The following is a 24,401-nucleotide window of genomic DNA, read 5'->3' on the forward strand; positions in this document are numbered from 1 at the left end:
TGAATGCCGTTTTTTGGCGTGGGCCGCTCAGTAGGCGACGTAGACGTCTTTCAGCAGGTCGGCGGCGACGGGCAGCGGGGCCGCCTTGGCGCAGCGCACGGCGTCCTCGATCAGCGCGTTCACCTCGCGGTCGATGGTTTCCAGCTCGGCGGGGGCGACGGTGCCGGTTTCGGTCAGGCGCTGGGCGAGCAGCTTGATGCAGTCACGGTTGGCGCGCAGGCTCTCCACCTCGCCCTTGGCGCGGTAGGTCTGGGCGTCGCCTTCGAAATGGCCGTAGAAGCGGATCATGTTGCATTCCAGCAGCGCCGGACCGCCGCCTTCGCGGGCGCGCCTGATGATCTCGCCGGCCGCCTCGTGCACCGCGAAGAAGTCGGTGCCGTCCACCGTCACGCCCGGCAGGCCGAAGCCGGTGGCGCGGTCGATGTAGCTGTCGCAGGAGACCGCCCATTCCATGGCGGTGGACTCGGCGTAGCCGTTGTTCTCCACCACGAAGACGACCGGCAGGTTCCACACCGCCGCGAGATTCATGCTCTCCAGGAAGGTGCCCTGGTTCGACGCGCCGTCGCCGACGAAGGTGATGCCGACCCCGCCGTCGCCCCGGAACTTGGCGGCCAGCGCCGCCCCGCAGATCAGCGGCGCGCCGGCGCCCAGGATGCCGTTGGCGCCCATCATGCCCTTCGACAGGTCGGCGATGTGCATCGACCCGCCCTTGCCCCGGCAGGCGCCGGTGGAACGGCCGTAGATCTCCGCCATCATCTCGTGGACATCGACGCCCTTGGCGATGCAATGACCGTGGCCGCGATGGGTCGAGGCGATGCGGTCGTTGTCGTTCAGGTGCATCATGATGCCGGTGGCGCAGGCCTCCTCGCCGGCGTAGAGGTGCACGAAGCCTGGAATGTCGCCCTTGGCGAAGTCGATGTGCAGACGTTCCTCGAACTCGCGGATGGTCCGCATGGTCCGGTAGGCTTGCAGCAGGTCCGCTTTGTCGAGTGGATAAGGATTGTTGGTCACGGACGTTTCTCCCCTGTCAGGTTTTTCAAAGGCAGGTTTTCAAAGGCGGGTTCTTCAAAGCTCGGCCGTGACCGGCGCCGGGGCACCGGTCAGCAGCCTGTATTGGGCGGCGTGCTGCATGCAGCCGCCCACGTTCACGGTGCGGAAGGCGTCGTCCCGGAGCGTCAGGGACACGCGGTCTTGCGCCGAGAACGCGATCTCCCGCTCGCCGTCGAGCGCGATGGAGCCGGCCTTCACCTCCGGCACGAAGGGCACGCCGGCCGGCATGCGGCGCCAATCAGCGACGCCGACCGAGGCCATCAGCCCCGGCGCGATGGGCGCGCGCAGCACCGTCATGCCGGACGCCGCCGTGTTGGACGCCGGTGTGCCGAGGCGCACCATCAGCCCGCCGCTCTCCTCCCGCGTCACGGGCTCCAGCAGGCCGGCGATGGCCGACATGCCGATGACCTCCGGGTCGGCGAAGGTGACGAACAGCTCGCGGAAGCTGTCCGGCTTCCACAGAGCGCGGGCCCCGACGTAGCGCTCGGTCACCAGGGCGACATCGACCAGCGCGATCTCCTCCATCCGGCCGTTGAGCGACACGTCGATGCGCTTGTTGGCCGCGAAGGCGATGTCCGCGGGCACCTGCCCGGTCACGGCCAAGCCGGTCGCCAGCCCGGTGATGGTCGGTTCGCGGTGTTCGGGAAAGGCGTTGTTGGTGCCGGTGGAGATGCCGGCCACGGGCACCGCGCCGCAGTGCGCCACCACGGCGCGGTGCGTGCCGTCGCCGCCCAGAACGACGATGGCGGCGACTCCCGCCCGGCGCATCGCGTCCGCCGCCCGATGGGTGTCGGCGACGGTGCCGGTGACCGGCATGGGCAGCGGGTGAATCGTGGGATAGGGCGCCTCGCCGTGCGCCGCCGCCCGCGACAGCCCGCGCGCCACATGACGCCCGATGCCGCCATTTTCCGGCATCATCAGGACGTCGGTGACCCCACAGGCGCGCAACGCGGCCAGAACGCGCAGGACGATGTTGGCGCGATCCGTGATCTGGAGGTTCGCCGCGTTCGCGACGACCCGGCGGATGTCGCGTGCGGATACTGGATTGGCAATGATGCCGATGACCGGTGCCACGCCCCCTCCCCTTCGCTTCAATGTTTTGAAGGGGGATGTGGCAAGAGCCGTGCCAAATGTGCGTGCAGCTGACTATCGTTGTTCCGCAACAGTTTGCGCGACGAGTGGCGGTGTTGCGATCACCTCACCTGTTGCATGACCTGTTGCAGGGGCGTTGCAACAGGTGTTGCATGCCTCAATCCAGCCGGTGCGGCGGGACGATGCCGAAACGGCGCATCTGGCGGTGGATGGTCGAGCGGTCCACGCCCATGTCCCGCGCCGCCGCCGACACGTTCCAGTGCAGGCGGCGCAGCACCTCGCGCAGGCGGACGGCGGGGTCGGCGCTGTCCGGGGCGGGCGTCGGAGCGCCCGCCGGCCACGCCTCGAACACGCCGCTGCGCTGCACAGGGTCGGGAATGTCCATCAGTTCGATCAGCCCGTCGGTGCAGACGGCGCAGGCGTAGTCGAGCGCGTTCACCAGCTCGCGCACGTTGCCGGGCCAGCCGTGGGCGCGCAGGGCCGCCAGCGCCGGAGCGGCGATGGCGTAGCCGATGCCGTCCCGCTCCGTCCGCTCGGCCAGCAGCCGGTCGATCAGCCAGTCGAGGTCGCCGCGCTGGCGCAGCGGCGGCACGGTGAACACCGCGCCGTTGAGACGGAAATACAGGTCGTCGCGGAACGTCCCGGCCTTGATCAGTTTGACCAGATCGCGGTGGGTCGCGGCGATGACGCGCACGTCCACCGACACCGCCTTGGTGCGGCCGATGGGGGTGACCTCCCGCTCCGCCAGGACGCGCAGCAGGCGCGTCTGCGAGGACAGCGGCATGTCGCCGATCTCGTCCAGGAACAGGGTGCCGCCGTCCGCCTCCAGGATCAGCCCCTTTTTGCCCCGCGACGTGGCTCCGGTGAAGGAGCCGGGCTCATGGCCGAACAGCTCGCTCTCGATCAGCGCCTCCGGCAGCGCGGCGCAGTTCACGGCGACGAAGGGCTTGGCCGCGCGCACGCTCGACTGGTGCAGGGCCTTGGCAAGGTGTTCCTTGCCGGTGCCAGTCTCGCCGTGGATCAGCAGGCTCATCCGCGTGTTCACCAGCTTCGCCGCACGCGTCAGCACCGCTTTCAGCGCCGGATCACCGCCGCACATCGCCTGGAGCGGCTTGGGCAGGCTTCCCTCGTCTCCTTTGCGTGGGCGCGGGACGGCGATGGCCGGCGGCGGCATCGCCTGCGCGAACAGGGGCGTCCCACTGCGCCGCAGGCGGAGGGTCCGCTGGTCGGTGGGCAGAGAGCGCACGAACCGCACCAGATCGTCCACTTGGCAGTCGAACAGATCGGAAAAGGATTGTCCGATGAGTTGCTCCCGGTCTTCCCCCTCGCCGGCCAGCAGTCGACACGCGCGGTGATTGAAGCCGATGATCCGCCCGGCGCCGTCCAGTGCGATCACGAAGTCCGGATCGACTTCCGCGAACTCCTGGGAGGCGGAGAGCTTGACCACCCACTCCCGGCGGAAATTGTTGTAGAGGTTGGCGTTTTCGATCTTGTGCGTGTAGGCCTTGACCAGTTGGAGGGCCAGATACTGGCTGATCTTGGGCTCCGGCGAACGGAGCGCGGAGATGTCCAGCACCGCCGCAAGCCCGCCGCCGCTGTGGAACACCGGAGCCGCCGTGCAGGTAAGGGGAATGTGGGTCGTGTCGAAATGGTCCGTCTGGTGGACGGTCAACGCCTCGCCCGTGGCGATGCAGGTGCCGACCGCGCAGGTGCCGGCCCGTCCCTCGTTCCAGTCCGCGCCGAGATAGAGGCCGGTCCGGCGCAGGTCGTCGTCCGACGCCCGGTCGCCGATGAAGTCGACGGTGACGCCGTTGCTGTCGGTCAGCAGCAGGGCATAGCCCATGCCGGCCACCTGATGATACAGCGCCTCCAGCCCGAAGCGGGCCATGCGCAGGAACTCGTCCATCGCGTCGCGGTGCAGGCACAGACGCTCGTGCGGCAGGATGTAGGCCTCGCGCCGGACGGTCGGATCCAGCTTGTGGTCGGCCACGCACCGGCGCCAGGATTCGGTGATGATGGCGTCACGCTTCGACGCGATCCCCTCCGAGACGCGGACCAATTCGTTGATGTGCGCCGCTTTGGCGTTCTCCATCAGCGTATCCTCCCTGGAGCGCAAGCGCTCTGATCTGGTCAGCCGAATCGGAGCAATATATCAAGCGCCCCGTCGCACCGGCAATTTGTGCAATGGTATTGCCGGCTCTTGCACCGCGGCCCGGAAATGAGCCTCCGGCTGGCCCTGTTCAGGCGGCCGAGGACAGCTCGGCCACGGTCCTCTGTCCAGGCACCGTCGAGGCGGCGTTGAAGAGCCGCGCCGGGACACGTTGGGCTGAGGTCGCCGGCGCGCCGCTGGCCGCGTGGTCGCCCGGTCCGGGGCGTCCATGGGCAATCCGCGTCCTCCCGAACCGCCAGCGGCGACAAAGTAACGGTGCCAGCCGGTGACCTAGGCATCCGGCTTGGCGGTCAGCAGATAGCGGCGCCCATGGACCGTGACGATCTCCACCTCGCTTCCGGCAAGTCGCCAGCGAAGGCGTAACACCAGCACGTCGGCGGTGCGGTCTACAACGGCAATCGCGCGCGCTTCCTGCTCTCACTGCTCGACCGGGCCGCGGACGGTTCCACGACGGTCGCACGTAATTGCGAAGCGGTCCGCAGGATCATTCCAACGGCGCAACCAAACTATAACAAAAGGCGTATTGGCGCATCCCTTGAAGCCTGCTATCTAGGCTATTCGGTTTTTTTCTGCAAGTTGGGAGGCTGCATGCGTACGACCTGCCTGCTGACATCTCCCGCACCGGTCAACCGTTAGGTCGCCCAACCGCAAGGGTGGACCGCGGGCTTTTTGAGCCCGGCAACGGTCATCGATATTCCCATTCATTGGACGGCGCCGCCCGGCCCTGATCGCGCCACAGCCATGGCCGCGTCTTGGGCCGCCCGCCGTGGAGACGGCGCGTTCCCGCGCCGAACGGAGTCATGGCTGTTTTGAAACGCACCGGCCGGACGGACGCAATCCGCGCCGTTCTCGCCTTCACCTTCCGTCACTGGAGCCGCCGGAAGCCGTTGGTGGCCTGGATCGCCGGCACCATCGCACTCGCGACGCTGGCCGACGTCTTCATGCCGCTGTTCGCCGGCCGTCTGGTCGACGCGCTGGCTCTGCTGCCGGACGACCGCGAGACGGCGCGCGACGCCGCCGTCGGCGCCTTCGCCGCCATGGTCGGGCTCGGCGCCGGAATGGTCGTGCTGCGCCACCTCGCCTGGAGCGGCGTCATCCCGTTGACGTTGCGCATCATGGCCGACGTCGGCCAGGACAGCTTCCATCGCGTCCAACGCTTCTCGACCGACTGGCACGCCAACAGCTTCGCCGGCTCCATCGTCCGCAAGATCACGCGCGGCATGTGGGCGCTCGACACACTGAAAGACACGCTGCTGCTGGCGCTGTGGCCGTCGCTGGTCGTGCTGGCCGGAACGATGCTGCTGCTCGGTCTGCAATGGCCGGTGATGGGGCTCGTCATCGCGCTGGGGACGGCGGTCTACATCGGGCTGACCGTGCTCTTCGCGACGCTTTACATCGCCCCGGCGGCGCGGCTGTCCAACGCCTGGGACACGCGGCTCGGCGGCACGCTGGCCGACGCCATCGGCTGCAACGCGGTGGTGAAGGCGTTCGGCGCCGAGCCGCGCGAGGACGAGCGGCTGGCCCAGATCGTCGGGAAATGGAGCCGCCGGACCAGCCGCACCTGGACCCGCCACACCCGCCACAGCACGGCCCAGCTCGTCATCCTGCTGATGATCCGCAGCGGCGTGGTGGCGACCGCCCTGTGGCTGTGGTGGCGGGGGCAGGCGACGCCCGGCGACGTCGCCTATGTGCTGACCACCTATTTCGTCGTCCATGGCTATCTGCGCGACATCGGCATGCACATCAACCATCTCCAGCGCTCGATCAACGAGATGGAGGAGTTGGTGGCCATCCACGCCGAACCGCTGGGGGTGGAGGACCGGCCGGACGCCGTGCCCCTGCGCATCACGGCTGGCGAGGTGCGCTTCGACCGCGTCACCTTCCGGTATGGCGGCCACACGACGCCGCTCTACCGCGACCTGTCGGTGACGATCCGGGCCGGCGAGCGGGTCGGGCTGGTCGGGCCGTCGGGCTCGGGCAAGACAACGTTCGTGAAGCTGATCCAGCGGCTGTACGACGTGACCGGGGGGTGCGTCCGGATCGACGGGCAGGACGTGGCCAGGGCGACGCAGACCTCGCTGCGCTCGCAGATCGCCATCGTCCCGCAGGAGCCGATCCTGTTCCACCGCTCGCTTGCGGAGAACATCGCCTACGGCCGCCCCGGCGCGACCGCGGCGGAGATCGAACGGGCGGCGCGGCTGGCCAACGCGCATGACTTCATCGCGCGCCTGCCCAAGGGCTACGCGACGCTGGTCGGCGAGCGCGGCGTCAAGCTGTCCGGCGGCGAGCGCCAGCGGGTGGCGCTGGCCCGCGCCTTCCTGGCCGACGCGCCGGTCCTGATCCTCGACGAGGCGACCTCCAGCCTGGATTCGGAGTCGGAGGCGCTGATCCAGGAGGCGATGGAACGCCTGATGCAGGGTCGCACGGCCCTCGTCATCGCCCACCGCCTGTCCACCGTGCGCAGCCTGGACCGCATCCTGGTCTTCCACCAGGGCCATATCGTCGAGGAGGGAACCCACGCCGCCCTGCTGCACCGCCCGGCCGGTCTCTACCGCCGCCTGTTCGAGCAGCAGTCGGCACCGGAGTCCAACCGTCGGGTCAGCGGCTGAAAGAGGAGTGCTCGATCGTGCCGCAGCCTCGACGCGAACATTCCAGCCCGTGACCGCTGGGAATGTCGTGGTGCGCGGTTTTATCACCAACCGGATCGCCGGCCGCCGATGAGGGGCGGATCGCCTCCGCCTTTCCTCGGCGGCGCCCCTCTCTTCGACGCTGGCTCCGGCCTGTCATGTGTGGTTCGATCTCAACGGAGCCCGGCTGGCGCGGAACGATCGTTCCACCGAACGTGGGCTTTGGACTCCGTCATCGTCTCGGCAAGCCATTTCCAGGGCAACGCGCATCATCCACAGCCGCGATGGCGGGCCGGGCCGGCCAAGACAGCACAACGGGAGGGTGGCAACGATGGACTACCGCAAGCTCGGCCGCAGTGGCGTGAAGGTGTCGCCGCTGTGCCTTGGCACCATGATGTTCGGCGGCCCCACCGACGAACCGACGGCTGTGCGCATCATCGCGGAAGCCGCGGAGGCCGGCATCAACTTCATCGACAGCGCCGACGTCTACAACGAAGGCCGGTCGGAGGAAATCGTCGGCCGCGCCGTGAAGGGCGACCGCGAGCGCTGGGTGGTGGCGACCAAGGTCGGCAATCCCACGGGACCGGGCCCGAACCAGCGGGGCCTCTCGCGGCGCCGGCTGCACGTGGCGTGCGACGCGAGCCTTCGGCGCCTGGGCACGGATTGGATCGATCTCTACTACCTGCACCGTGAGGACCCCGACACGCCGCTGGAGGAGACCGTTGCCGCGCTGGGCGACCTGATCCGCAGCGGCAAGATCCGCGCGTTCGGCGTGTCGAACTTCCGGTCCTGGCGCATCGCCGAGATCTGCCGTCTGTGCGACCGTCTTGGCATCGACCGGCCGGTGGCCTGCCAGCCCTACTACAACGCCCTCAACCGCATGCCGGAGGTCGAGATCCTGCCCGCCTGCGGCCACTACGGCTTGGGCGTGGTCCCCTACAGCCCGCTCGCCCGCGGCGTGCTCACCGGCAAATATCGCCCCGGGGATGAACCATCCGCCGACACCCGCGCCGGCCGCAAGGACCGGCGCATGATGAACACGGAATGGCGCCCGGAAAGCCTGGACATCGCCCAGGAGATCAAGAGCCATGCCGAATCGCGCGGCATCACGCCGGGACAATTCGCCGTTGCCTGGGTGCTCAACAACCGCCTTGTGACCGCTCCGATCGCCGGGCCGCGCACGGAAGAGCAATGGCGCGCGTACCTCGGCGCGCTGGATTACGCCTTCACCGCCGAGGACGAGGCGCTGATCGACCGGCTGGTGACGACCGGACATCCCTCGTCTCCAGGCTACAACGACCCCGCCTACCCCATCGAAGGGCGTCCCGTGCGAGCCACCTCTCCGGCCGGACCTTAAGGCCACGCCGGAGCACCGTGCCCCATTCCCGAAAGGGCCGTTTCGAACGACCCAGCGCCTTTGCGGCAGCTTGAACCACCCGGCAACGGCCCCTGAGGCGTTTGCGCATAAGGCGAAGACCTGAGCCGGATCGATCTTGCCGTGGAAGCGCCAGAATCAGGTCGGTCTCTCTGTGGCCTGACAGTCGACTCACGGAGGGGGATCCCCGGGGGCGATCCGGGAAGACCTGATCGCCGCCTCGGCTTCCTCATCATCCCCCCTCGTCAGGCTGCTGGGACGACCGTTCGAATCCGCTTGGTTTCGTCGCATGGGTTGCGGCACGTGGCCCAGGCCGGTGCGCTTGCCAACCGGAACCCTTTGAAAGCGGTTGCATAGCCCGCGGCTCTTCCTAAGATGGAACGCCCATGAAAAGCTCCTACCCTGAGAGGATTCGTGAACCGCACCGCCGCATTAACGCTGATTGCCACAATCGTCACTGCCAGTTTTCCGGCACTGGCCCGCGATGAGCGCCTCATGTTCCCGGTGGGGGCTGCCCTCGGCACAGCCGCCGCTCAGGAGAAGTTGGACAGGGGCGTGAAGCTCTATTTCGGTGAGCAGAAGCACCCGAAGCCCGTTGCCAACCTCGGCGAATGGGCGACCAACAAGAAGACCAACGCCTTCAACAAGTCCGATCAGGAAGCCTGCGAGTGGGTCTTCCTCAGCGCCGTTCTGGAACTGCAGGAGCGCGCCCGCAAACAGGGCGGTGATGCGGTGATCAACATCAAAAGCAATTACAAGAACACGGAAACGAACAGCAACACGGAATACATGTGCGGCGCTGGCAACATCATGGCAGGCGTGGCGCTCAAGGGAACCGTGGTCAAATTGGGCACCAAGTAGAGCGGCCGGCATGGGCCTTGCGGCCGCAGCGATGCCTGGACGGATACGGAAGACGAGGAGTGAGCGATGCGGCGTCGGCTGTTGCTGGCGGCGGCCTTTGCGGCGACGGCGCTGACCGGCGCCTGCACCGCCGATCCGCTGCCCCCACCGCCGGTCGTGACCGCCACTCCGGTGCTGACGGACGGGGCGATGATCGCAAATGACGGCGCGCCGATACCGCTTCACACCTGGCAGGCGGAGAGCGCGTTGCGCGCGGTGATCGTCGCCGTCCACGGCATGAACGATTACGGCCTCGCGTTCGACCGGCCGGCGCGGCTGTGGGCGCAGGCGGGCATCGCCACCTACGCCATCGACCAGCGTGGCTTCGGAAAGGCCATGGAGCGCGGTCATTGGTACGGCGGAGAACGCATGGCCGAGGATGTCGTCGCGCTGTCCAGGCTGGCGCGCGAAAGCCATCCCGGCGTGCCCGTCTATCTGCTGGGCGAAAGCATGGGCGGTGCGGTCGTCGTTCTGGCGGCGGCGCGGGCGGAGCGGGGACTGCTGTCCGGCATCGTGCTGTCCGCTCCGGCGGTCTGGGGCACCGGCTTTCGGGCGACGGTGACGCTGGATGCGGCCATGATCCTCGGTTCGCTGGTGCCGGACATGACGGTGCCGCCGCTTCGGGTGGCCACCCCCTCCACCGACGATCCGGTGGTTTTGCGGCGCATGCGCGAGGACCCTCTGATCATCCATCGGACGCGCTTCCAGACGCTGGCCGGCATCGTGGACCTGATGCATGACGCCCGTTTCGAGGCACGCAAGGTGGACGTTCCGGTGCTGCTGATGCTGGGCGACCTGGATGTCCATGTGCCGCGCGACGGGGTGGCGGCATTGGCCAGATCCCTGCCGCCGGACACGCGCATCGCGCTCTATCCGAAAGGGCGGCACCTGCTGATGCGCACGCTGGACGGCGACCGGGTGACGCAGGACGTGGCCTCATGGGTGTCCGACACACGGCGCGCCCTGCCAAGCGGTGCCGACGCGCGCGCCCAGGCATGCCCGGCCCTGATGACCAGACCGCACCGCGGCTGCCCCCCGCCCCGGGCGGTGGCCGCCCCACGCCCTCCCAAGCCGGCCATCGACGGCAAGACCGGCAACCGCCTGCCCACGCCGGCCACCGCACCGCAAAATTGACGCACCCCTCTATCCACAACGTGGCCCTGTCATGATAGGGTCCCGATTCGCCCCCATGGCGTCCGGAAACGGCAGGACATGACTTTGAAGACCGGTATCCGCGCGCTTTTCCTAATTCTCGCGACGGTCGCCGTGCTCGGCGGCTGCAGCCGTCGGCAACCCATCTACAGGGTAACCGACCAGCCCATCCCGGCGGTATCGCGCGACCTGCCCGCCGCGGCGCTCCAACGGACGATCATGGAGGCGGCGACCGACCGCGGCTGGTCCGCGGAGTGGAAGGCGCCCGGTGAGATTCTGGCGACGAAGGCGTGGAAGGACCACGAGGCGGTCGTCGAAATCCGCTATTCGCAGGAAAGTTACACCATCGATCATGTGTCCACGACCAACCTGCGGGAGCATGGTGAAACCGTTCATCAGGCTTACAACAAGTTGGTGCGCGCGTTGCAAGACGAGATCGAACGGCGCCTGCGCCAAGCCAAACACTGAGTCCGGCCCGCATCATGACTGAAACCCTGCGTGTCGCCATCCGCGGCTGGTGTGCCTGGGCACCGGACCGCAGCACCCGGGCCGCGTGGCGGGACTGGGCGGGCGCGCCCGCCATGCCCGACGATGGCCCGCTGCCGGCGCTTCCCATGATGCTGCGCCGTCGTGCCTCGCCCATCGGACAGAAGCTGATCGCCGCCGCGCTGGCCTGCGGCGACGCGGCGCACACGGCGCGCTACGTCCTCGCTTCCGGCCATGGGGAGCTGGCGCGGACCGTCGGCATCATCAACTCGCTGCGGCAGGGCGAATTGCCATCGCCGGCCGAATTCAGCCTGTCCGTGCATCACGGTCTGGCCGGGTTGTTGTCCATCCATACCGGCAACCGCCGCGGCCACACGGCGCTGGCCGCCGGTCCCGACAGCTTCGGCTTCGGGCTCCTGGAAGCCGCCGCCAGCCTGGCCGAAACCCCGTCGGAGCCGGTGCTGCTGCTCTACGCCGACGCGCCGATGCCTGACGAGTACGCGCCGTTCCGCACCGCAGCCGACGAAGCCCTGCCCCTGGTGGTCGCCCTGGCGCTCGGCCCCGCGGATGGTGAGGGCGAAGGGCTTGCGCTGCGGTGCGCGCCGGCGACCGGAGGGCCGCCAGCGGCGTCCACAGCCCTCGACTTCATGCGATTCCTGCTGTCCGGAGCGCCCCGGGCAACCTCGCACGGGGGACGGCTCGACTGGGTGTGGCACCGTGCTGGCTAGCTGTCTGGACAAGCTGTGGCGGCGCGCGGCCACCGGCTTCGCCTTCGCCTTCCTGTTCGGCGGCGGCGCGATCCTGGCGCCCACCGTCTTTCCGCTGGTGGCCCTGACCAGCCCGGCGGGCGCGGTGCGGCGCCAGCGCTGCCAGCACCTCGTCCATCTCATTTTCCGCTTCTACATCCGGATGCTGCGCGTGCTGCGCGTCATCGACGTGGAGGTCGAGGGCGCCGAGCGCCTGCGCGATGGACGTGGCAAGCTGGTGGTGGCGAACCACCCCTCGCTGCTCGACGTGGTGCTTCTGATGGCGCTGATGCCGCGCGCCCAGTGCATCGTGAAGAAGGAACTGTGGGAGAGCCGCTGGCTGGGCGGCATGGTGCGCGGCGCCGGTTACATCCGCAACGACCTCGACCCGGAGGCGCTGCTCGACGCCTGCCGCGCCGCGCTGGAGGCCGGCGACGAACTCATCATCTTCCCCGAAGGCACCCGCACCGTCCCCGGCGAGCCGGTCCGCTTTCGCCGCGGCTTCGCCAATCTGGCGACCCTGCTGGAAGCCGAGGTGCAACCGGTCACGATAACCTGCAATCCGCCCACGCTCATTAAGGGCGAAAAATGGTGGATGATCCCGCCACGCCGACCGATTTTTCGCGTCATGGTAGGGGATCGTCTGGACGTTACCGGGTTGCTCGGCTATCAGTACCGCTCGCTAGCGGCCAGAAAGTTGGTGCGCAGCTTGGAGGATTATTTTGCGGAACGGTTGGCCGATGGAAAAGCTTGAACGTGAGTTGAAGACCTTGATTGTTGACGCGCTCAAGCTGGAAGACATTGCCCCAGAAGAGATTGACAGCGAGGAACCGCTCTTCAACGACGGGCTGGGCCTCGATTCCATCGACGCACTGGAACTGGGCGTCGCACTGCGCAAGGCTTACGGCATCAAGATCGAGTCCGTGACCGACGACGTGAAGCAGCACTTCGCCAACGTGCGCTCTCTCGCCCGCTTTATTCAATCCCAGCGTGCGGAGTAAGGGCCATGCTGACGCAGGATGAAATTTACGCGCGCCTCCAAAGCTATCTCGAAGACATGTTCGAGGTGCCGCCCGAGAAGATTTCCCGCGAGGCGCGACTGTTCGAGGATCTCGACCTCGACAGCATCGACGCGGTCGATCTCGTGGTGAAGTTGCAGGAACTGACCGGCCGCAAGTTCAAGCCCGAGGAGTTCAAGAGCGTCCGTACGGTCGGCGATGTTCTCGACCGCGTGCATGCCCTCCTCCAGGAATAGGCTGCCCCCGTTCGGCGTCGCGGCCCTGGTCGTCGCCGGGGCCTTCTATCCCGTGCTGGTCTATGGCGGGCGGGCTTTGGTGCCGCCGCTGGCCTTCGTGGCGGTGGCCCTGGCGCTGATCGGCGCGCGCTTCGCCATGTGCTCCTCGCCTGCGGCGCGGGTCTGGCGCCTGCCGCTGGCGGCGGCGGCGGCCCTGGTCGGCGTGCTCGCCGCGCTCGATGGCGCGCTGGCGGCCAAGGCCTATCCGGTCGCGCTCAGCCTCGGCACCGCGGCGGTGTTCGGCGCCTCGCTGTTGCGCCCGCCCAGCCTCGTCGAGCGATTCGCCCGTCTTCAGGAGCCCGACCTGCCACCGGCGGGTCAGGCCTATTGCCGCACCGTCACCGTGGTGTGGACCGTCTGGCTGGTGTCGAACGCCGCCGTCGCCGGGGCGCTGGCCCTGTGGGGCAGCGACGAGGCGTGGGCGCTGTGGACCGGCCTCATCGCCTACATCGTCATGGGCCTGTTGTTCGGCGGCGAAGTCCTGGTCCGCCGCTCCATGCGCCGGAGGCACGCCGGGGCATGACCGCCATTCCGCTCTCCCGTCTGCTCGCCGTGGGGCGGCCGGACGACGCGCCGGTTGCCGACGGCGTCACCTTCGCCCGCTTCCGCGCCGACGTGGCCGGCAACGCGGCACGGCTCAAGGGGTGCCGGCGCGGGCTTCTGGTGGCGGCGGACGGCTATTGGGGCGCGGTGGGGTTGTTGGCGCTGCTGCACGCCGGCGCCGAGGTGACGATACCGCCCAACGCCCAGCCGGGAACGCTGGCCTCCCTGACCGCGGACGGGGCCATCCCGGTCGGCGGCGATCTCGGCAGCGATCTCGGCGGCAACCTGGGGCCGGGTGGCGAGGGGATGGCGTTGGCCCCGCTCGACCCCGAGACGCCCTTGACCTTCTTCACCTCCGGCTCGACCGGCGAGCCGAAGCGGGTGGTTCGCACCCTCGGCATGCTGGAGGCCGAAGCGCTGGCGACCGAAGCCGTGCTCGGGCGGCTCGCCGGGCCAACCGCTCGCGTGCACGCCACGGTCCCCCACCAGCACGTCTACGGTCTGAACTTCCGCCTGCTGTGGCCGCTGGTCACCGGCCGCCCCTTCGCCAGCGCCATGCACGAGCTGTGGGAGACGGCGCTGGCCGCGCTCGACGCGGGGTCCGTGCTGGTCACCAGCCCGGCGCACCTGACCCGGCTGGCTGGGATCGCGCCGCTGCCACCGTCGCGGCGTCCGGCGCTGGTGCTGTCGGCCGGAGCCCCTCTCCCGGAGCCCGCTGCGCGGGAGGCGGCGGCCGTCTTCGGCACGCCGGTCACCGAGATCTTCGGCAGCACCGAAACCGGAGCCATCGCCCACCGCCGCCGCGAGGCCGGTGATCCGTCCTGGCGCCCGCTGCCCGGCGTCGTCGCCGGACGCACCCCGGACGGTCGCCTGCGGGTCGGCGCGACGCATGTCGAGGGCCGGAAGCATGTCGGCTCGGACCTCGTGGAGATGGCCGAGGACGGCGGCTTCCGCGTCCTTGGCCGCGCCGACCGGATCGCGAAGGTGGAGGGCAAGCGCGTCAGCCTGCCCGAGGTGGAGGCGCAGCTGCGGCGCTCCCCCCTGGTGGCCGACGCCGCCGTGCTGACGCTGGAGCAGCTCTGCGCCGTCGTGGTGCCGAGCGCCGAGGGCGCGGCGCGCCTGGCGGACATCGGCGCCTTCCGCTTCGGCCGCCTGCTGCGCCGGGAATTGTCCGCCGTTCAGGAACCCGCCGGCCTGCCGCGCCGCTGGCGCTTCGTGAGCCGTCTGCCGGATGGCGCGCTGGGCAAGCGTCGGCATGCCGACATCGCCGCCCTGTTCGAGGAGAGTGCCCTGCCTGAGATCGTCATGCCTGTGATCGCCACACATCGGCCGACCGCTCCCGACGTTCGCGCCGTCCGGCCGCTTGCCGACGGGGTGGAACTGGACCTCTTCATTCCCGGCGACCTTGCGCAGCTCGACGGTCATTTCCCCGGTATGCCGATCGTGCCGGGCGTGGCGCAGATCGATTGGGCGGTGACGTTCGCCAACACGCATCTCGGCCTCGGGATCGAGGCGGCGCAGTCGCTCCAGGTGAAGTTCCGGCGCGTCACCGTTCCGGACACGCTGGTGACGCTGGCGTTGCGCCACGCCCCGGCACGGCGGCGCCTGACCTTCGAGTACCGCTGCGGGGACGAGACGCTGTCCTCCGGCTCCATCGGCGTGGAGGGGATCGCCCCATGATTTCGGCAGAGGTCAGCACCCGCGCGCAGTTCTACGACCTGGACCCCATGCAGGTGGTCTGGCACGGCAACTACGCCCGGTATCTGGAGCAGGCGCGCTGCGCGCTGCTCGACCGCATCGGCTACAATTATCCGGAGATGGCGTCGTCGGGGTACGTGTTCCCCATCGTCGACCTCCATGTGAAGTACGTGCGGCCGATCCGCTTCGGCCAGTCGATCCGGATCACGGCCACTCTGGTCGAGTACGAGAACCGCATCCGCATCGACTACCGCATCCACGACGAGCCGAGCGGCGAATTGCTGACCAAGGCGCGCACCGTGCAGCTTGCGGTGAAGGAGGACGGGGCGGAGCTGTGCTTCGAATGCCCCGCGGTGTTCACGGACAAGGTGAGGGCTCTGCTGTGACGCGCATCGTCGTCTTCCTCCTGGCGCTGCTGGCCGCCTTCCCGGTGCTTGTTGCCGAAACGCTGGCCGCCGAAACACTGAGCGAGGGGCAGGTGCTGCGCGGCGCCTTCGTGCAGGAGCGTTTCCTCAAGGGCTTCCAGGCGCCGCTGAAGAGCGAGGGCCGCTTCGTCCTGGCGCCCGGCCGCGGGCTGATCTGGCGCACCGAAACCCCCTTCGCCGTCACCACCGTCATGAGCCCCGCCGGCCTCGTGCAGGAGGTGAAGGGCAACGAGACCATGCGCCTGCCCGCCGCGCGCCTGCCCTTCATGTCGAAGCTCTACACCATGCTGGGCGGCGCGCTGACCGGAGACTGGAAGGCGCTGGAGGACATGTTCGCGGTGGAGCGCGGGGGCGGCACCGACGCCTGGACCCTCCACCTGACGCCGCGCCGGGCCGACGATCCGACCATGCCGATCCGCGCCATCGACGTGCGCGGCGGGCGCTTCGTGGACGAGGTGGAGATCGTCAAGCCCGACGGCGACCGCGACCGCCTGACCTTCCGCGACCAGATCCTGAAGGCGGAGCCGCCGACGGCGGACGAGGCGGCGCTGCTGGCCTCGGCGGGCCGTCCGTGAGACGGCTGGGGGCGCTGCTCTGGCTCGCGCTCGTCCTGCTGGCCAGCGGCTACCTCGCGCTGCGCCTTCACGACGGGCTGGGCTTCCGCACCGATCTGCTGGCCCTGCTGCCGCGCGAGGAGCAGGACCCCGTCCTGCAGCGCGCCAACGACGCGGTGACCAAGGCGCTGGGTCGCCGGGTGCTGGCGCTGGTCGGGCACGCCGACCGCGAGACCGCCCGCAAGGCGGCGACGACGCTTGGCGACGCCCTTCTGGCCACGGGGCAGGTGGAACGGATCGGCGAGGGCATCGACGTCGACCGGCTGAAGCGGCTGGGGGCTCTCTACTTCCCCCATCGCCAAAGCCTGCTCAGCGATGGCGACCGGGCGCTCCTGGCGGCCGGCAAGGGGGAGGAGGTCGCCACCCGCGCGCTGTCCCAGGCGTTCGGCTTCGCCGAACTCGTCGACGCCGGGCTGCTGCGCACCGACCCGTTCCTGCTGCTGCCTTCCTTCCTCACCAACCTGCCCTTCCCGCTGTCGCGCCTCACCCCCGACGAGGGCATGCTCAGCGTCACCGAGAACGGCACGACCTGGGTGCTGGTCAGCGCCGTGCTCGCCGGCGAACCGTTCGAGCTGGACTTGCAGGACCGGCTGGTTGGCGCCTTCGACGCCGCCGTTCGGGACATGCCGGACGTCACGGTGAAGCGGCTGGGCGCCGTGTTCTTCGCGCACGCCGGCTCCAAGACCGCGATCACCGAGGCGTCCACGCTCGGCACGCTGTCGCTGGTCGGCACCATGCTGCTGGTGGGGCTGGCGTTCCGCCGGCCGGGGCCGCTGCTGCACAATCTGCTGGCCCTGGGCGTCGGAATGACGGTCGGGCTGAGCGGCAGTCTGCTGCTGTTCGGCGAGTTGCATGTGGCGGCGCTGCTGTTCGGGTCCAGCCTGATCGGCGTGGCGGTGGACTACAGCCTGCATTACAGCGCCAGCCTGTTCGACCCCTTGTCGGGAAGCCCGAACGACCGGCTGCGCCACGTGCTGCCGGGCATCGCGCTGGGGCTGGTCACCACGTTGATCGGCTACGCGGCGCTGATGCTGGCGCCCTTTCCGGGGCTCCGGCAGATCGCCGCCTTCTCGATCATCGGGCTGGTGGGCGCCTTCCTGACGGTGGTGCTGTGGCTGCCCTCGCTCGACCGGGCGCGACGGCTGACGCACGGCGCCTTGATGCTGCGCGCCGCGGCGGGCCTGTGGAGCTTCTGGGAGGAGCGGCGCTGGCGTGGCGTGCGCCTCGTTCTCGTGCTGGGCTGCGCGCTGGCCGGAGCGGTCGGGCTGGCGCGGCTGTCGGCGGACGACGACGTCCGGCGGCTGCAGGCGGTCTCGGCGGAGCTGAGGCACGAGCAGGACGAGATCCAACGGCTGATCGGCGCCACCACCGCCGCGCAGTTCCTGCTGGTGCAGGCCGCGGACGACGAGGCGGCGCTGCGGCGGCAGGAGGACCTCGCCGCCACGCTGGCCGGACTGAAGGCGAAGGGAAGCATCGCCGGCTACCAGATGCCGGCCGCCTTCGTGCCGTCCGCCCGGACGCAGCGGGAAAACCGCGCTCTGGTCGCCACGGCGCTCGACGGTCCGCTGCTGGCGGCGCAGCGCGCCAGCCTCGGCCTGCCGCCGGCCGAGCCGAACAAGGCGCCGGAGGGGGTGCTGACTCTCGACGACGCGCTGGCGGCGGACAGCGTGCCGTTCCTGCGCGAGCTCGTGCTCGGGCCGGGACTGCACGTGGTGGCCTTGCAGGGGCTGAGCGATCCGGACGCCGTGCGCGCCGCGGTGGCCGGCACGGCCGGCGTCCGGCTGGTCAATCCGACGGCGGACTTCTCGGCGCTGCTCGCCAAGTACCGGCACCGGGCGCTGCTGCTGACCGGGCTGGCGGGGCTGCTGATGCTGCCCGTGCTGATGTGGCGCTACGGCTGGCGCGGGGGGCTGTGGGCGCTGCTGCCACCCGGGGCGGCGCTCATCCTGGCGCCCGCGGTGGTCGGGCTGATGGGCCAGGACTTCACCTTCTTCCATGCCATGGCGCTGGTTCTGATCCTCTCCATCGGCGTGGACTACGCCGTCTTCTGCGCGGAAAGCGGCGTGGAGCAGCAGCCGGTGACCATGCTGGCGGTGTGGCTGGCGACGCTGACGACCCTGCTGTCCTTCGGGCTGCTGGCCTTCAGCGCCGTTCCGGCGGTGCACAGCTTCGGCGTGACCATGCTGGTCGGAATCTCGATTGCCTTTCTTTTCGCACCACTGGCCGCGCGCGGCACACGCCACAATGAAGCCACAAACAATGCGCGGCTACTCTGATTGGTGTATGCTCTACGTCAAATTCGCTTCTGGGAAATCGCCTCACGTCATGACCATGCATAAGGGGTGGATCGCGCTCCTGTTCCTGCTCGGAGCGTGCGCCTCCGTGCCCGGCGGCGGCCCGGCGGACCCAAGCACGCCGCTGCTCGCCCCCGGCGAGCCGCTGGCCCTGCCGCGCCCGTCCGATCTTGGGCAGAGCGTCGAGGCGGCGCAGCTCATCACCGCCAGCCGCGACGGCCAGACCTTCGTTTTCGAAGGCCGGATCAGCGTCACGCCGAAGCGCTTCCTGCTGGTCGGTGTGGACAGTCTGGGCCGCCGCGCCATGACCGTCACCTGGAGCGATGCCGGGCTGGAGGTTGAGACCGCACCCTGGCTGCCTCCGGCCCTGCGGCCGGGCAGCATGCTGGCCGACATCGTCGTGCTGTACTGGCCCGAAGCGGTCGTGCGGCAGGCGCTCGCCCCCGCGGGCGGCACGCTGAGCGCCGACGCGCACCGGCGCAGCGTGCGCATTGGCGGCAAGGAGGTGCTGCACGCCGAACGCAGCTGGGCCGACGGCGCGCCGTGGACCGGCACGCTGCGCTACGCCAACCTCGCCTGGGGCTACGAGATCGAGGTACAGTCCATGGCAGCATCCACGGCAGCATCCCAGGCGGCGGCGCCATGAGCCGTCCGCTCGGACTTTCCGCCCTGGGCCTCGCCACTCCCATCGGCACCGGAACGGGCGCGGTCGCCGACGCCTTGTTTGTCGGCACCCGCGACGGCCTGCGCCCGCGCTCCGGCTTCGTGCCCGGCCGCGCCGTGCATGTCGGTTCGGTGGACACGCCGCTGCCGCCGGTGCCGGCAGGGCTGGAGACCTATGACTGCCGCAACAACCGCCTGCTGCTGCTGGCCCTGGAGCAGATCCGGGACGCCGTCGAAACGGCGACCGCGCGCCACGGCCGGCACCGGATCGCCGTGATCATCGGCACCAGCACCTCGGGCATGGCCGAGGCCGAGGCCGGCTTCGCGGCGATGCGCCGCGACGGTGCGTGGACGGGTCCGTTCCATTACGACCAGCTCGCCACCGGCGGGCCGGGGGAATTCGCGGCGCGCGCGCTGGACCTGCCGGGGCCGGCCTACACGGTGGCGACGGCCTGCTCCTCCAGCGGCAAGGTGTTCGCATCCGCCCGGCGGCTGATCCGCGCCGGGCTGTGCGACGCCGCTGTCGTCGGTGGGTCCGACACGCTGTGCGGCACCACGCTGGGCGGCTTCAGCGCACTGGAGGCGGTGTCGGCGGGCCTCTGCAATCCCTTCAGCGCCAATCGCGACGGCATCAACATCGGCGAGGCGGCGGCGGTCTTCCTGCTGACCGCGGAGGACGCCCCGGTGCGGCTGCTGGGCGTGGGCGAAAGCTCCGACGCGCACCATGTCAGCGCCCCCGACCCGGAGGGCCACGGCGCCCTCGCCGCCATGCGGGCGGCGCTGGACGACGCCGGGCTGACGCCGTCGGACATCGCCTACGTCAACCTGCACGGCACCGCGACGGCGCTGAACGATTCCATGGAGGGCAAGGCGGTGCACGCGCTGTTCGGCGACGCGACCCCGTGCAGCTCCACCAAGGCGATGACCGGCCACACGCTGGGCGCCGCCGGGGCGTGCGAGGCGGCGTTCCTGTGGCTGACGCTGAACCCCGCCCACAACCCGGACGGCCGGCTGCCCCCGCACCTGTGGGACGGTACGCCCGCCCCGGAGATCCCGCCGCTGAACCTGATCGGCCCCGGCGCCACCTTCTCCGGCGGGCTTCCCGCCGGGCCGGCGGCGATGCTCAGCAACTCCTTCGCGTTCGGCGGCAGCAACGTGGCCCTGGTGCTGGGCCGGGGGGACCGGCGATGAGCGCGTGTCCGTGGCCCATCGAGGATCTGCTGCCCCACGCGCGGCCGATGATCCTGCTGGACGAGGCGGTCGGACGGGTGGACGGCCGCTTCGTGTCGGCGCTGACCGTGCGGGAGGGGGCGCCCTTCGTGGTGACGGGGCGCGGTGCCCCGGCCCATGTCGCCGTGGAGTGGATGGCGCAAACCTGCGGCGCCCAGGTCGGGGCCGAGGCCAGGGAAGCCGGCGGCGACGTCCGTCTCGGGCTGCTGCTGGGCACGCGCGACTTCCGCGCCTCCGTTCCCTGGTTCGCCATCGGCGAGCGGCTGGAGGTGTCGGTGGCGCCGGTCTTCCGGGACGAGAACATCGGGTCTTTCGATTGTGTGGTGACGCGCGCGGGCACCGGGGAGGAGCTGGCGAAGGCCCAGCTCACCGTCTACCAGCCCGAGGACACGGCCGCGCTGCTCGCCAGCCAAGGGGTACAGGTCAAACGATGAAGAAGACGATCCTGGTCACCGGGGCCAGCAAGGGCATCGGCCGCGCGGTCGCGGCACGGCTGGCCGCCGACGGTTTCGCGGTGGTGGTGCATTACGGCCGCGACGCGGCCGGCGGCGAGGCGACGCTGGCCGACGTCCGCAACGCCGGCGGCGAGGGCCGGCTGCTCGCTTTCGACATCGCCGACCGCGACGCCGCCCGCGCCGCGCTGGAGGCCGACATGGAGGCGCACGGCCCCTATTGGGGCGCCGTCCTGAACGCCGGCATTGCCCGCGACGCCGCCTTCCCGGCCATGGCGGACGACGATTGGGATTCGGTCCTCAACACCAACCTCGACGGCTTCTACAACGTGCTGAAGCCGCTGGTGATGCCGATGGTCTCGGCTCGCAGGGGTGGGCGGATCGTGACGCTGTCCTCGGTGTCGGGGCTGATCGGCAACCGCGGGCAGGTCAACTACAGCGCCGCCAAGGCCGGCATCATCGGCGCCACCAAGGCGCTGGCGATCGAGTTGGCGAAACGGAACATCACGGTGAACTGCGTGGCGCCCGGCATCATCGAAACGCAGATGACCGACGGGCTGCCCATGGAGGAAGCCCTGAAGCTGGTCCCCATGCGCCGGGCCGGACAGCCGGAGGAGGTGGCGTCGGTGGTGTCCTTCCTGTGTTCCGACGGGGCGGCGTACGTGACGCGGCAGGTGATCGCGGTGAACGGGGGTATGGTGTGATGCGCAGGGTTGTCGTCACGGGCATGGGCGGGGTGAGCGCGCTGGGCGAGGACTGGCCGACCATCCGCGCCCGCATGGCGAAGGGCGAGACCGCCGTCCGCACCATGGCGGAGTGGGACCGTTTCCACGGGATCAACACGCGCCTCGCCGCCCCGGTGACCGGCTTTTCGGTGGACGACCGCTACCCGCGCAAGAAGACGCGGACCATGGGGCCGGTTTCCCGGATGGCGGTCTACGCCACCGAGAAGGCGCTGAACGACGCGGCCCTGCTGAACGACCCGTTCGTCCGCGGCGGGCGCGTGGGCATCGCCTACGGATCGTCGTTCGGCAGCCCCGCCCCGGTGATCGCCTTCGCCGAGCTGATGACCCAGGGCGCGTCGAAGACCCTCAACGCCACCAGCTACATCCAGATGATGAGCCACACGGCGGCGGTGAACATCGGGTTGTTCTACGGCGTGACCGGCCGCATCATCCCGACCAGCAGCGCCTGCACCTCCGGCAGCCAAGCCATCGGCTACGCCTACGAGGCGATCAAGTGGGGCAAGGCCGACGCCATGATCGCCGGCGGCGCCGAGGAACTGGACGTGACCGAATCGGCGGTCTTCGACACGCTGTTCGCCACCTCCACCCGCAACGACCGACCGCACACCAGCCCCCGCCCCTACGACCGCGACCGCGACGGGCTGGTGATCGGCGAAGGCGCCACCACCCTGATCCTGGAGGAACGCGAGCGCGCTCTCGCCCGTGGCGCCAACATCCACGCGGAGATCGTCGGCTTCGCCTGCAACTCCGACGGCAACCACGTCACCCAGCCGCAGGCCGGGACCATGGAGATCGCCCTGCGCCTAGCCTTGGAGGACGCCGGGGTGTCGGCGGACGCCATCGGCTTCGTCAACGGCCACGGCACGGCCACCGAATGGGGCGACATCGCCGAGACCGCCGCGACCCACGCCGTCTTCGGCCCGCGCGCGCGCATCCATTCGCTGAAGAGCTATTTCGGCCATTCGCTGGGCGCCTGCGGCGCCCTGGAGGCGTGGCTGGGCATCGAGATGATGCGCGAGGGCTGGTTCGCCCCCACCGCCAACCTGGACAATGTGGACGAGCGCTGCGCCGAGTTGGACTACATCATGGGCGAGGGCCGGCGGATCGACACCGAGTTCCTGATGTCCAACAACTTCGCCTTCGGCGGCATCAACACGTCGCTGGTGTTCCGGCGCGGGTAGACGAGCGCAGGTGGACGGGCGCCTACTCCGCCGCCTCGGACTCCGCCGGGGATTCCGCCGGGACCCCCGTTGCCAGGTTCGCCGCGCCCATGCCGGAGATCACCACCGCCTCGACGCCGGGACCGCTTTGGCAGCCGGCGCCGACCAGCATCAGCCCCGGCAGCGGCGTCTTGTTCGGCGGGCACCATTGACCGCGGGCGGCGCCGTAGATGGCGCCGTTGTCGGCGAGCGCGTAGCGGGTGAAGGTCGTCGGGCTGGCCGTCTGGCGGTAGAGGATGCGCCCCCGCAGCCCGGGAAGCACGCTCTCCGCGGCGGCGACCAGACGGTCGGCGAAGGCTTCCTTGCGCTGGCGGTTGGCGGCCTTTCCGGCGGCGAACCATTCGGCGGCCTCCGGTTCGGGCCGCAGGCAGAGCATGGTGACGGCGGCGTGGCCCTCCGGGGCCAGTGATGGATCGACCGCGCTCGGGTTGCCGATTCCGAAATGCAGGCCGTCCGCCCCGACGAACACGCGGGCCGGCAGGTCCGGAACGCCCTCCACGGCGAGGCTGACCAGCACCGCCGTGGGGCCGCGCTTCAGACCCTTCACACGTTGGGCGTAGCGCCTGGGCAGCAGCGCCGGGTCCACCAGACGCGTCAACGTGCCGACCACGTCGGAATTGGCCAGCACCAGTGGCGCCCGGTGCACCGTTCCGTCGGCGGTGGTGATGCCGGCGGCCCGGCCGTCCTCGGTCAGGATGCGTTCGGCGCGGGTGCGCAGAAGGACGGCGCCGCCCCGCTCCCGCACCACCGCGCACAGCAGTTCCGCCAGCCGCTGAGAGCCGCCGGCCGGGTACCAGCCGCCTTCCAGATAGTAGCCGAACAGCGGCGCCATCTCACGCACGGGCAGCAGCTCGGGGCGGTCGGTGACGTACTCGCTGATGGTGGTCAGCAGGGCCTTCAGCCGCGGGTCGCGCAGATGGGTGTCGAGCATCTCGGCGTAGGGGCGGTGCATCCAGCGCCAGGCGTCGGGCCGGCGAGCGATCCAGGACCGCATGGCCTCCAGCGTGGCGGGCGGCATCGGCACGCCGCCGGTCTCGTCCACATCGGCGTAGAGATCGGCGTAGACGCGCCCCATCTCCGCGAAGAAGGCGGCGATCCCCGGCGCTTCTTGAGGGAACAGCGCCTGGAGGCGGGCCACCAGATCCGCCGGCTGGTCCGGTACATCCAGGCACAGGTCGTCCTGCACATAGCGGTGGCGGACCCGGCGCCAGTCCATGCGCTGCGCCACGCCCAGGCCGTCCAGCAGCCGCCGCAGCGGGCCGCGCGGGCCGAGCCCGCTGAAATCCTGCACCCCGGCGTCGAAGATGTAGCGCCCCACCGAGCCGTCCCGGCCGCGGACCTTGCGCAGCCAGGACGAGCAGTAGCCCCCCGGCCGGTCGTGCGCTTCCACCACCAGCACCTTCAGCCCGCGTGCCGCCAGGGTCGCCGCCGCCGACAACCCGCCGATCCCGGCGCCGACCACCACCGCATGATGCTCGTGCGCCCCGGCCGGCCAACCGCCGAACGTCGGCATCGGCCACGCCGAGGACTGACCGGACGAGGGACGATGCGTCATGGAAGGAAAGCCGGCCGGTGCAGGACGAGGGCCACACGCTCCATACGCTTCATCCCACGCGATGCCATC

23 protein-coding genes are annotated in these 24,401 nt (G+C 69.9%); 19 read left to right on the forward strand and 4 right to left on the reverse strand.

The window, feature by feature from the left end:
- Positions 1 to 27 precede the first annotated feature (27 nt).
- The 3 genes from ACWPN7_RS14715 to ACWPN7_RS14725 all read right to left on the reverse strand — a co-directional run bounded on the left by ACWPN7_RS14715 (position 28) and on the right by ACWPN7_RS14725 (position 4,234).
- A complete protein-coding gene (locus ACWPN7_RS14715) occupies positions 28 to 1,011 on the reverse strand; it encodes a thiamine pyrophosphate-dependent dehydrogenase E1 component subunit alpha (protein ID WP_459196942.1) in 984 nt (327 codons plus the stop codon).
- A gap of 54 nt (positions 1,012 to 1,065) precedes the next feature.
- Positions 1,066 to 2,124, reverse strand: coding sequence for an ATP-NAD kinase family protein (locus ACWPN7_RS14720; RefSeq protein WP_459196941.1), 1,059 nt, complete (start codon positions 2,122 to 2,124; stop codon positions 1,066 to 1,068).
- A gap of 175 nt (positions 2,125 to 2,299) precedes the next feature.
- Positions 2,300 to 4,234, reverse strand: a complete 1,935-nt coding sequence (locus ACWPN7_RS14725) for a sigma-54-dependent Fis family transcriptional regulator (RefSeq protein WP_459196940.1) — start codon at positions 4,232 to 4,234, stop codon at positions 2,300 to 2,302.
- Between the two features lie 878 nt (positions 4,235 to 5,112).
- Here ACWPN7_RS14725 and ACWPN7_RS14730 point away from each other — a divergent pair.
- The 19 genes from ACWPN7_RS14730 (at position 5,113) to ACWPN7_RS14820 (ending at position 22,738) form a co-directional block, all read left to right on the forward strand.
- On the forward strand, positions 5,113 to 6,921 hold the full coding sequence (locus ACWPN7_RS14730) for an ABC transporter ATP-binding protein (RefSeq protein WP_492273343.1): 1,809 nt from the start codon (positions 5,113 to 5,115) through the stop codon (positions 6,919 to 6,921).
- Positions 6,922 to 7,270: 349 nt separating this feature from the next.
- On the forward strand, positions 7,271 to 8,296 hold the full coding sequence (locus tag ACWPN7_RS14735) for an aldo/keto reductase (protein ID WP_149649620.1): 1,026 nt from the start codon (positions 7,271 to 7,273) through the stop codon (positions 8,294 to 8,296).
- Between the two features lie 432 nt (positions 8,297 to 8,728).
- Complete coding sequence (locus tag ACWPN7_RS14740) at positions 8,729 to 9,175, forward strand: excinuclease ABC subunit A (protein ID WP_349619539.1); 447 nt, start codon at positions 8,729 to 8,731, stop codon at positions 9,173 to 9,175.
- A gap of 66 nt (positions 9,176 to 9,241) precedes the next feature.
- Positions 9,242 to 10,348 (forward strand): alpha/beta fold hydrolase, encoded by a 1,107-nt coding sequence (locus ACWPN7_RS14745; protein ID WP_459196938.1) that lies wholly within the window; start codon positions 9,242 to 9,244, stop codon positions 10,346 to 10,348.
- 78 nt (positions 10,349 to 10,426) lie between these two features.
- Positions 10,427 to 10,834 (forward strand): hypothetical protein, encoded by a 408-nt coding sequence (locus ACWPN7_RS14750; protein WP_459196937.1) that lies wholly within the window; start codon positions 10,427 to 10,429, stop codon positions 10,832 to 10,834.
- A gap of 14 nt (positions 10,835 to 10,848) precedes the next feature.
- Positions 10,849 to 11,580, forward strand: a complete 732-nt coding sequence (locus tag ACWPN7_RS14755; RefSeq protein ID WP_492273344.1) for a beta-ketoacyl synthase chain length factor — start codon at positions 10,849 to 10,851, stop codon at positions 11,578 to 11,580.
- Positions 11,570 to 12,352 carry a lysophospholipid acyltransferase family protein gene (locus ACWPN7_RS14760; RefSeq protein ID WP_492273345.1) on the forward strand — a complete coding sequence of 261 codons (783 nt, stop codon included), beginning with the start codon at positions 11,570 to 11,572 and terminating at the stop codon, positions 12,350 to 12,352. Before ACWPN7_RS14755 ends, ACWPN7_RS14760 begins: the two co-directional genes overlap by 11 nt.
- Positions 12,339 to 12,599 carry a phosphopantetheine-binding protein gene (locus tag ACWPN7_RS14765; protein WP_014239598.1) on the forward strand — a complete coding sequence of 87 codons (261 nt, stop codon included), beginning with the start codon at positions 12,339 to 12,341 and terminating at the stop codon, positions 12,597 to 12,599. Before ACWPN7_RS14760 ends, ACWPN7_RS14765 begins: the two co-directional genes overlap by 14 nt.
- Positions 12,600 to 12,604: 5 nt before the next feature.
- The gene (locus tag ACWPN7_RS14770; RefSeq protein ID WP_014239597.1) at positions 12,605 to 12,853 is read left to right on the forward strand and encodes an acyl carrier protein; all 249 of its coding nucleotides are present in this window, start codon (positions 12,605 to 12,607) and stop codon (positions 12,851 to 12,853) included.
- Entirely contained in the window at positions 12,834 to 13,415 is a 582-nt protein-coding gene (locus tag ACWPN7_RS14775) for a COG4648 family protein (protein ID WP_459196935.1), read from the forward strand. The genes ACWPN7_RS14770 and ACWPN7_RS14775 overlap by 20 nt, the downstream gene beginning before the upstream one ends.
- Positions 13,412 to 15,115 (forward strand): ApeI family dehydratase, encoded by a 1,704-nt coding sequence (locus ACWPN7_RS14780; protein ID WP_459196934.1) that lies wholly within the window; start codon positions 13,412 to 13,414, stop codon positions 15,113 to 15,115. Before ACWPN7_RS14775 ends, ACWPN7_RS14780 begins: the two co-directional genes overlap by 4 nt.
- The gene (locus tag ACWPN7_RS14785; protein ID WP_038529199.1) at positions 15,112 to 15,519 is read left to right on the forward strand and encodes an acyl-CoA thioesterase; all 408 of its coding nucleotides are present in this window, start codon (positions 15,112 to 15,114) and stop codon (positions 15,517 to 15,519) included. Before ACWPN7_RS14780 ends, ACWPN7_RS14785 begins: the two co-directional genes overlap by 4 nt.
- Positions 15,516 to 16,133, forward strand: coding sequence for a LolA family protein (locus tag ACWPN7_RS14790; RefSeq protein ID WP_038529201.1), 618 nt, complete (start codon positions 15,516 to 15,518; stop codon positions 16,131 to 16,133). The genes ACWPN7_RS14785 and ACWPN7_RS14790 overlap by 4 nt, the downstream gene beginning before the upstream one ends.
- On the forward strand, positions 16,130 to 18,448 hold the full coding sequence (locus ACWPN7_RS14795) for an MMPL family transporter (RefSeq protein ID WP_492273346.1): 2,319 nt from the start codon (positions 16,130 to 16,132) through the stop codon (positions 18,446 to 18,448). The genes ACWPN7_RS14790 and ACWPN7_RS14795 overlap by 4 nt, the downstream gene beginning before the upstream one ends.
- A 49-nt stretch (positions 18,449 to 18,497) precedes the next feature.
- Positions 18,498 to 19,112, forward strand: a complete 615-nt coding sequence (locus ACWPN7_RS14800; RefSeq protein ID WP_459196932.1) for a DUF3261 domain-containing protein — start codon at positions 18,498 to 18,500, stop codon at positions 19,110 to 19,112.
- Positions 19,109 to 20,320, forward strand: coding sequence for a beta-ketoacyl-[acyl-carrier-protein] synthase family protein (locus tag ACWPN7_RS14805; RefSeq protein WP_459196931.1), 1,212 nt, complete (start codon positions 19,109 to 19,111; stop codon positions 20,318 to 20,320). Before ACWPN7_RS14800 ends, ACWPN7_RS14805 begins: the two co-directional genes overlap by 4 nt.
- The gene (locus ACWPN7_RS14810) at positions 20,317 to 20,793 is read left to right on the forward strand and encodes a hotdog family protein (protein ID WP_038529210.1); all 477 of its coding nucleotides are present in this window, start codon (positions 20,317 to 20,319) and stop codon (positions 20,791 to 20,793) included. Before ACWPN7_RS14805 ends, ACWPN7_RS14810 begins: the two co-directional genes overlap by 4 nt.
- Positions 20,790 to 21,515: a 3-ketoacyl-ACP reductase FabG2 gene (locus tag ACWPN7_RS14815; RefSeq protein WP_200775137.1), complete on the forward strand. Its 726-nt coding sequence runs from the start codon at positions 20,790 to 20,792 to the stop codon at positions 21,513 to 21,515. The genes ACWPN7_RS14810 and ACWPN7_RS14815 overlap by 4 nt, the downstream gene beginning before the upstream one ends.
- Positions 21,515 to 22,738 (forward strand): beta-ketoacyl-ACP synthase, encoded by a 1,224-nt coding sequence (locus tag ACWPN7_RS14820; RefSeq protein WP_459196930.1) that lies wholly within the window; start codon positions 21,515 to 21,517, stop codon positions 22,736 to 22,738. Before ACWPN7_RS14815 ends, ACWPN7_RS14820 begins: the two co-directional genes overlap by 1 nt.
- Before the next feature lie 22 nt (positions 22,739 to 22,760).
- Here ACWPN7_RS14820 and ACWPN7_RS14825 read toward each other — a convergent pair whose 3' ends face one another.
- Positions 22,761 to 24,290 carry a phytoene desaturase family protein gene (locus tag ACWPN7_RS14825; RefSeq protein ID WP_459196929.1) on the reverse strand — a complete coding sequence of 510 codons (1,530 nt, stop codon included), beginning with the start codon at positions 24,288 to 24,290 and terminating at the stop codon, positions 22,761 to 22,763.
- Positions 24,291 to 24,401: the final 111 nt, after the last annotated feature.

It is taken from the genome of Azospirillum sp. UENF 312511 (assembly GCF_058780635.1).

What these genes read in the sequence shown, in the direction of transcription:
- ACWPN7_RS14725 (WP_459196940.1), bottom strand. Translation starts at nt 4,234, where the DNA reads ATGGAGAACGCCAAAGCGGCGCACATCAACGAATTGGTCCGCGTCTCG.
- ACWPN7_RS14730 (WP_492273343.1), top strand. Translation starts at nt 5,113, where the DNA reads ATGGCTGTTTTGAAACGCACCGGCCGGACGGACGCAATCCGCGCCGTT.
- ACWPN7_RS14735 (WP_149649620.1), top strand. Translation starts at nt 7,271, where the DNA reads ATGGACTACCGCAAGCTCGGCCGCAGTGGCGTGAAGGTGTCGCCGCTG.
- ACWPN7_RS14745 (WP_459196938.1), top strand. Translation starts at nt 9,242, where the DNA reads ATGCGGCGTCGGCTGTTGCTGGCGGCGGCCTTTGCGGCGACGGCGCTG.
- ACWPN7_RS14750 (WP_459196937.1), top strand. Translation starts at nt 10,427, where the DNA reads ATGACTTTGAAGACCGGTATCCGCGCGCTTTTCCTAATTCTCGCGACG.
- ACWPN7_RS14755 (WP_492273344.1), top strand. Translation starts at nt 10,849, where the DNA reads ATGACTGAAACCCTGCGTGTCGCCATCCGCGGCTGGTGTGCCTGGGCA.
- ACWPN7_RS14765 (WP_014239598.1), top strand. Translation starts at nt 12,339, where the DNA reads ATGGAAAAGCTTGAACGTGAGTTGAAGACCTTGATTGTTGACGCGCTC.
- ACWPN7_RS14770 (WP_014239597.1), top strand. Translation starts at nt 12,605, where the DNA reads ATGCTGACGCAGGATGAAATTTACGCGCGCCTCCAAAGCTATCTCGAA.
- ACWPN7_RS14775 (WP_459196935.1), top strand. Translation starts at nt 12,834, where the DNA reads ATGCCCTCCTCCAGGAATAGGCTGCCCCCGTTCGGCGTCGCGGCCCTG.
- ACWPN7_RS14780 (WP_459196934.1), top strand. Translation starts at nt 13,412, where the DNA reads ATGACCGCCATTCCGCTCTCCCGTCTGCTCGCCGTGGGGCGGCCGGAC.
- ACWPN7_RS14785 (WP_038529199.1), top strand. Translation starts at nt 15,112, where the DNA reads ATGATTTCGGCAGAGGTCAGCACCCGCGCGCAGTTCTACGACCTGGAC.
- ACWPN7_RS14800 (WP_459196932.1), top strand. Translation starts at nt 18,498, where the DNA reads ATGACCATGCATAAGGGGTGGATCGCGCTCCTGTTCCTGCTCGGAGCG.
- ACWPN7_RS14805 (WP_459196931.1), top strand. Translation starts at nt 19,109, where the DNA reads ATGAGCCGTCCGCTCGGACTTTCCGCCCTGGGCCTCGCCACTCCCATC.
- ACWPN7_RS14810 (WP_038529210.1), top strand. Translation starts at nt 20,317, where the DNA reads ATGAGCGCGTGTCCGTGGCCCATCGAGGATCTGCTGCCCCACGCGCGG.
- ACWPN7_RS14815 (WP_200775137.1), top strand. Translation starts at nt 20,790, where the DNA reads ATGAAGAAGACGATCCTGGTCACCGGGGCCAGCAAGGGCATCGGCCGC.
- ACWPN7_RS14820 (WP_459196930.1), top strand. Translation starts at nt 21,515, where the DNA reads ATGCGCAGGGTTGTCGTCACGGGCATGGGCGGGGTGAGCGCGCTGGGC.
- ACWPN7_RS14825 (WP_459196929.1), bottom strand. Translation starts at nt 24,290, where the DNA reads ATGCCGACGTTCGGCGGTTGGCCGGCCGGGGCGCACGAGCATCATGCG.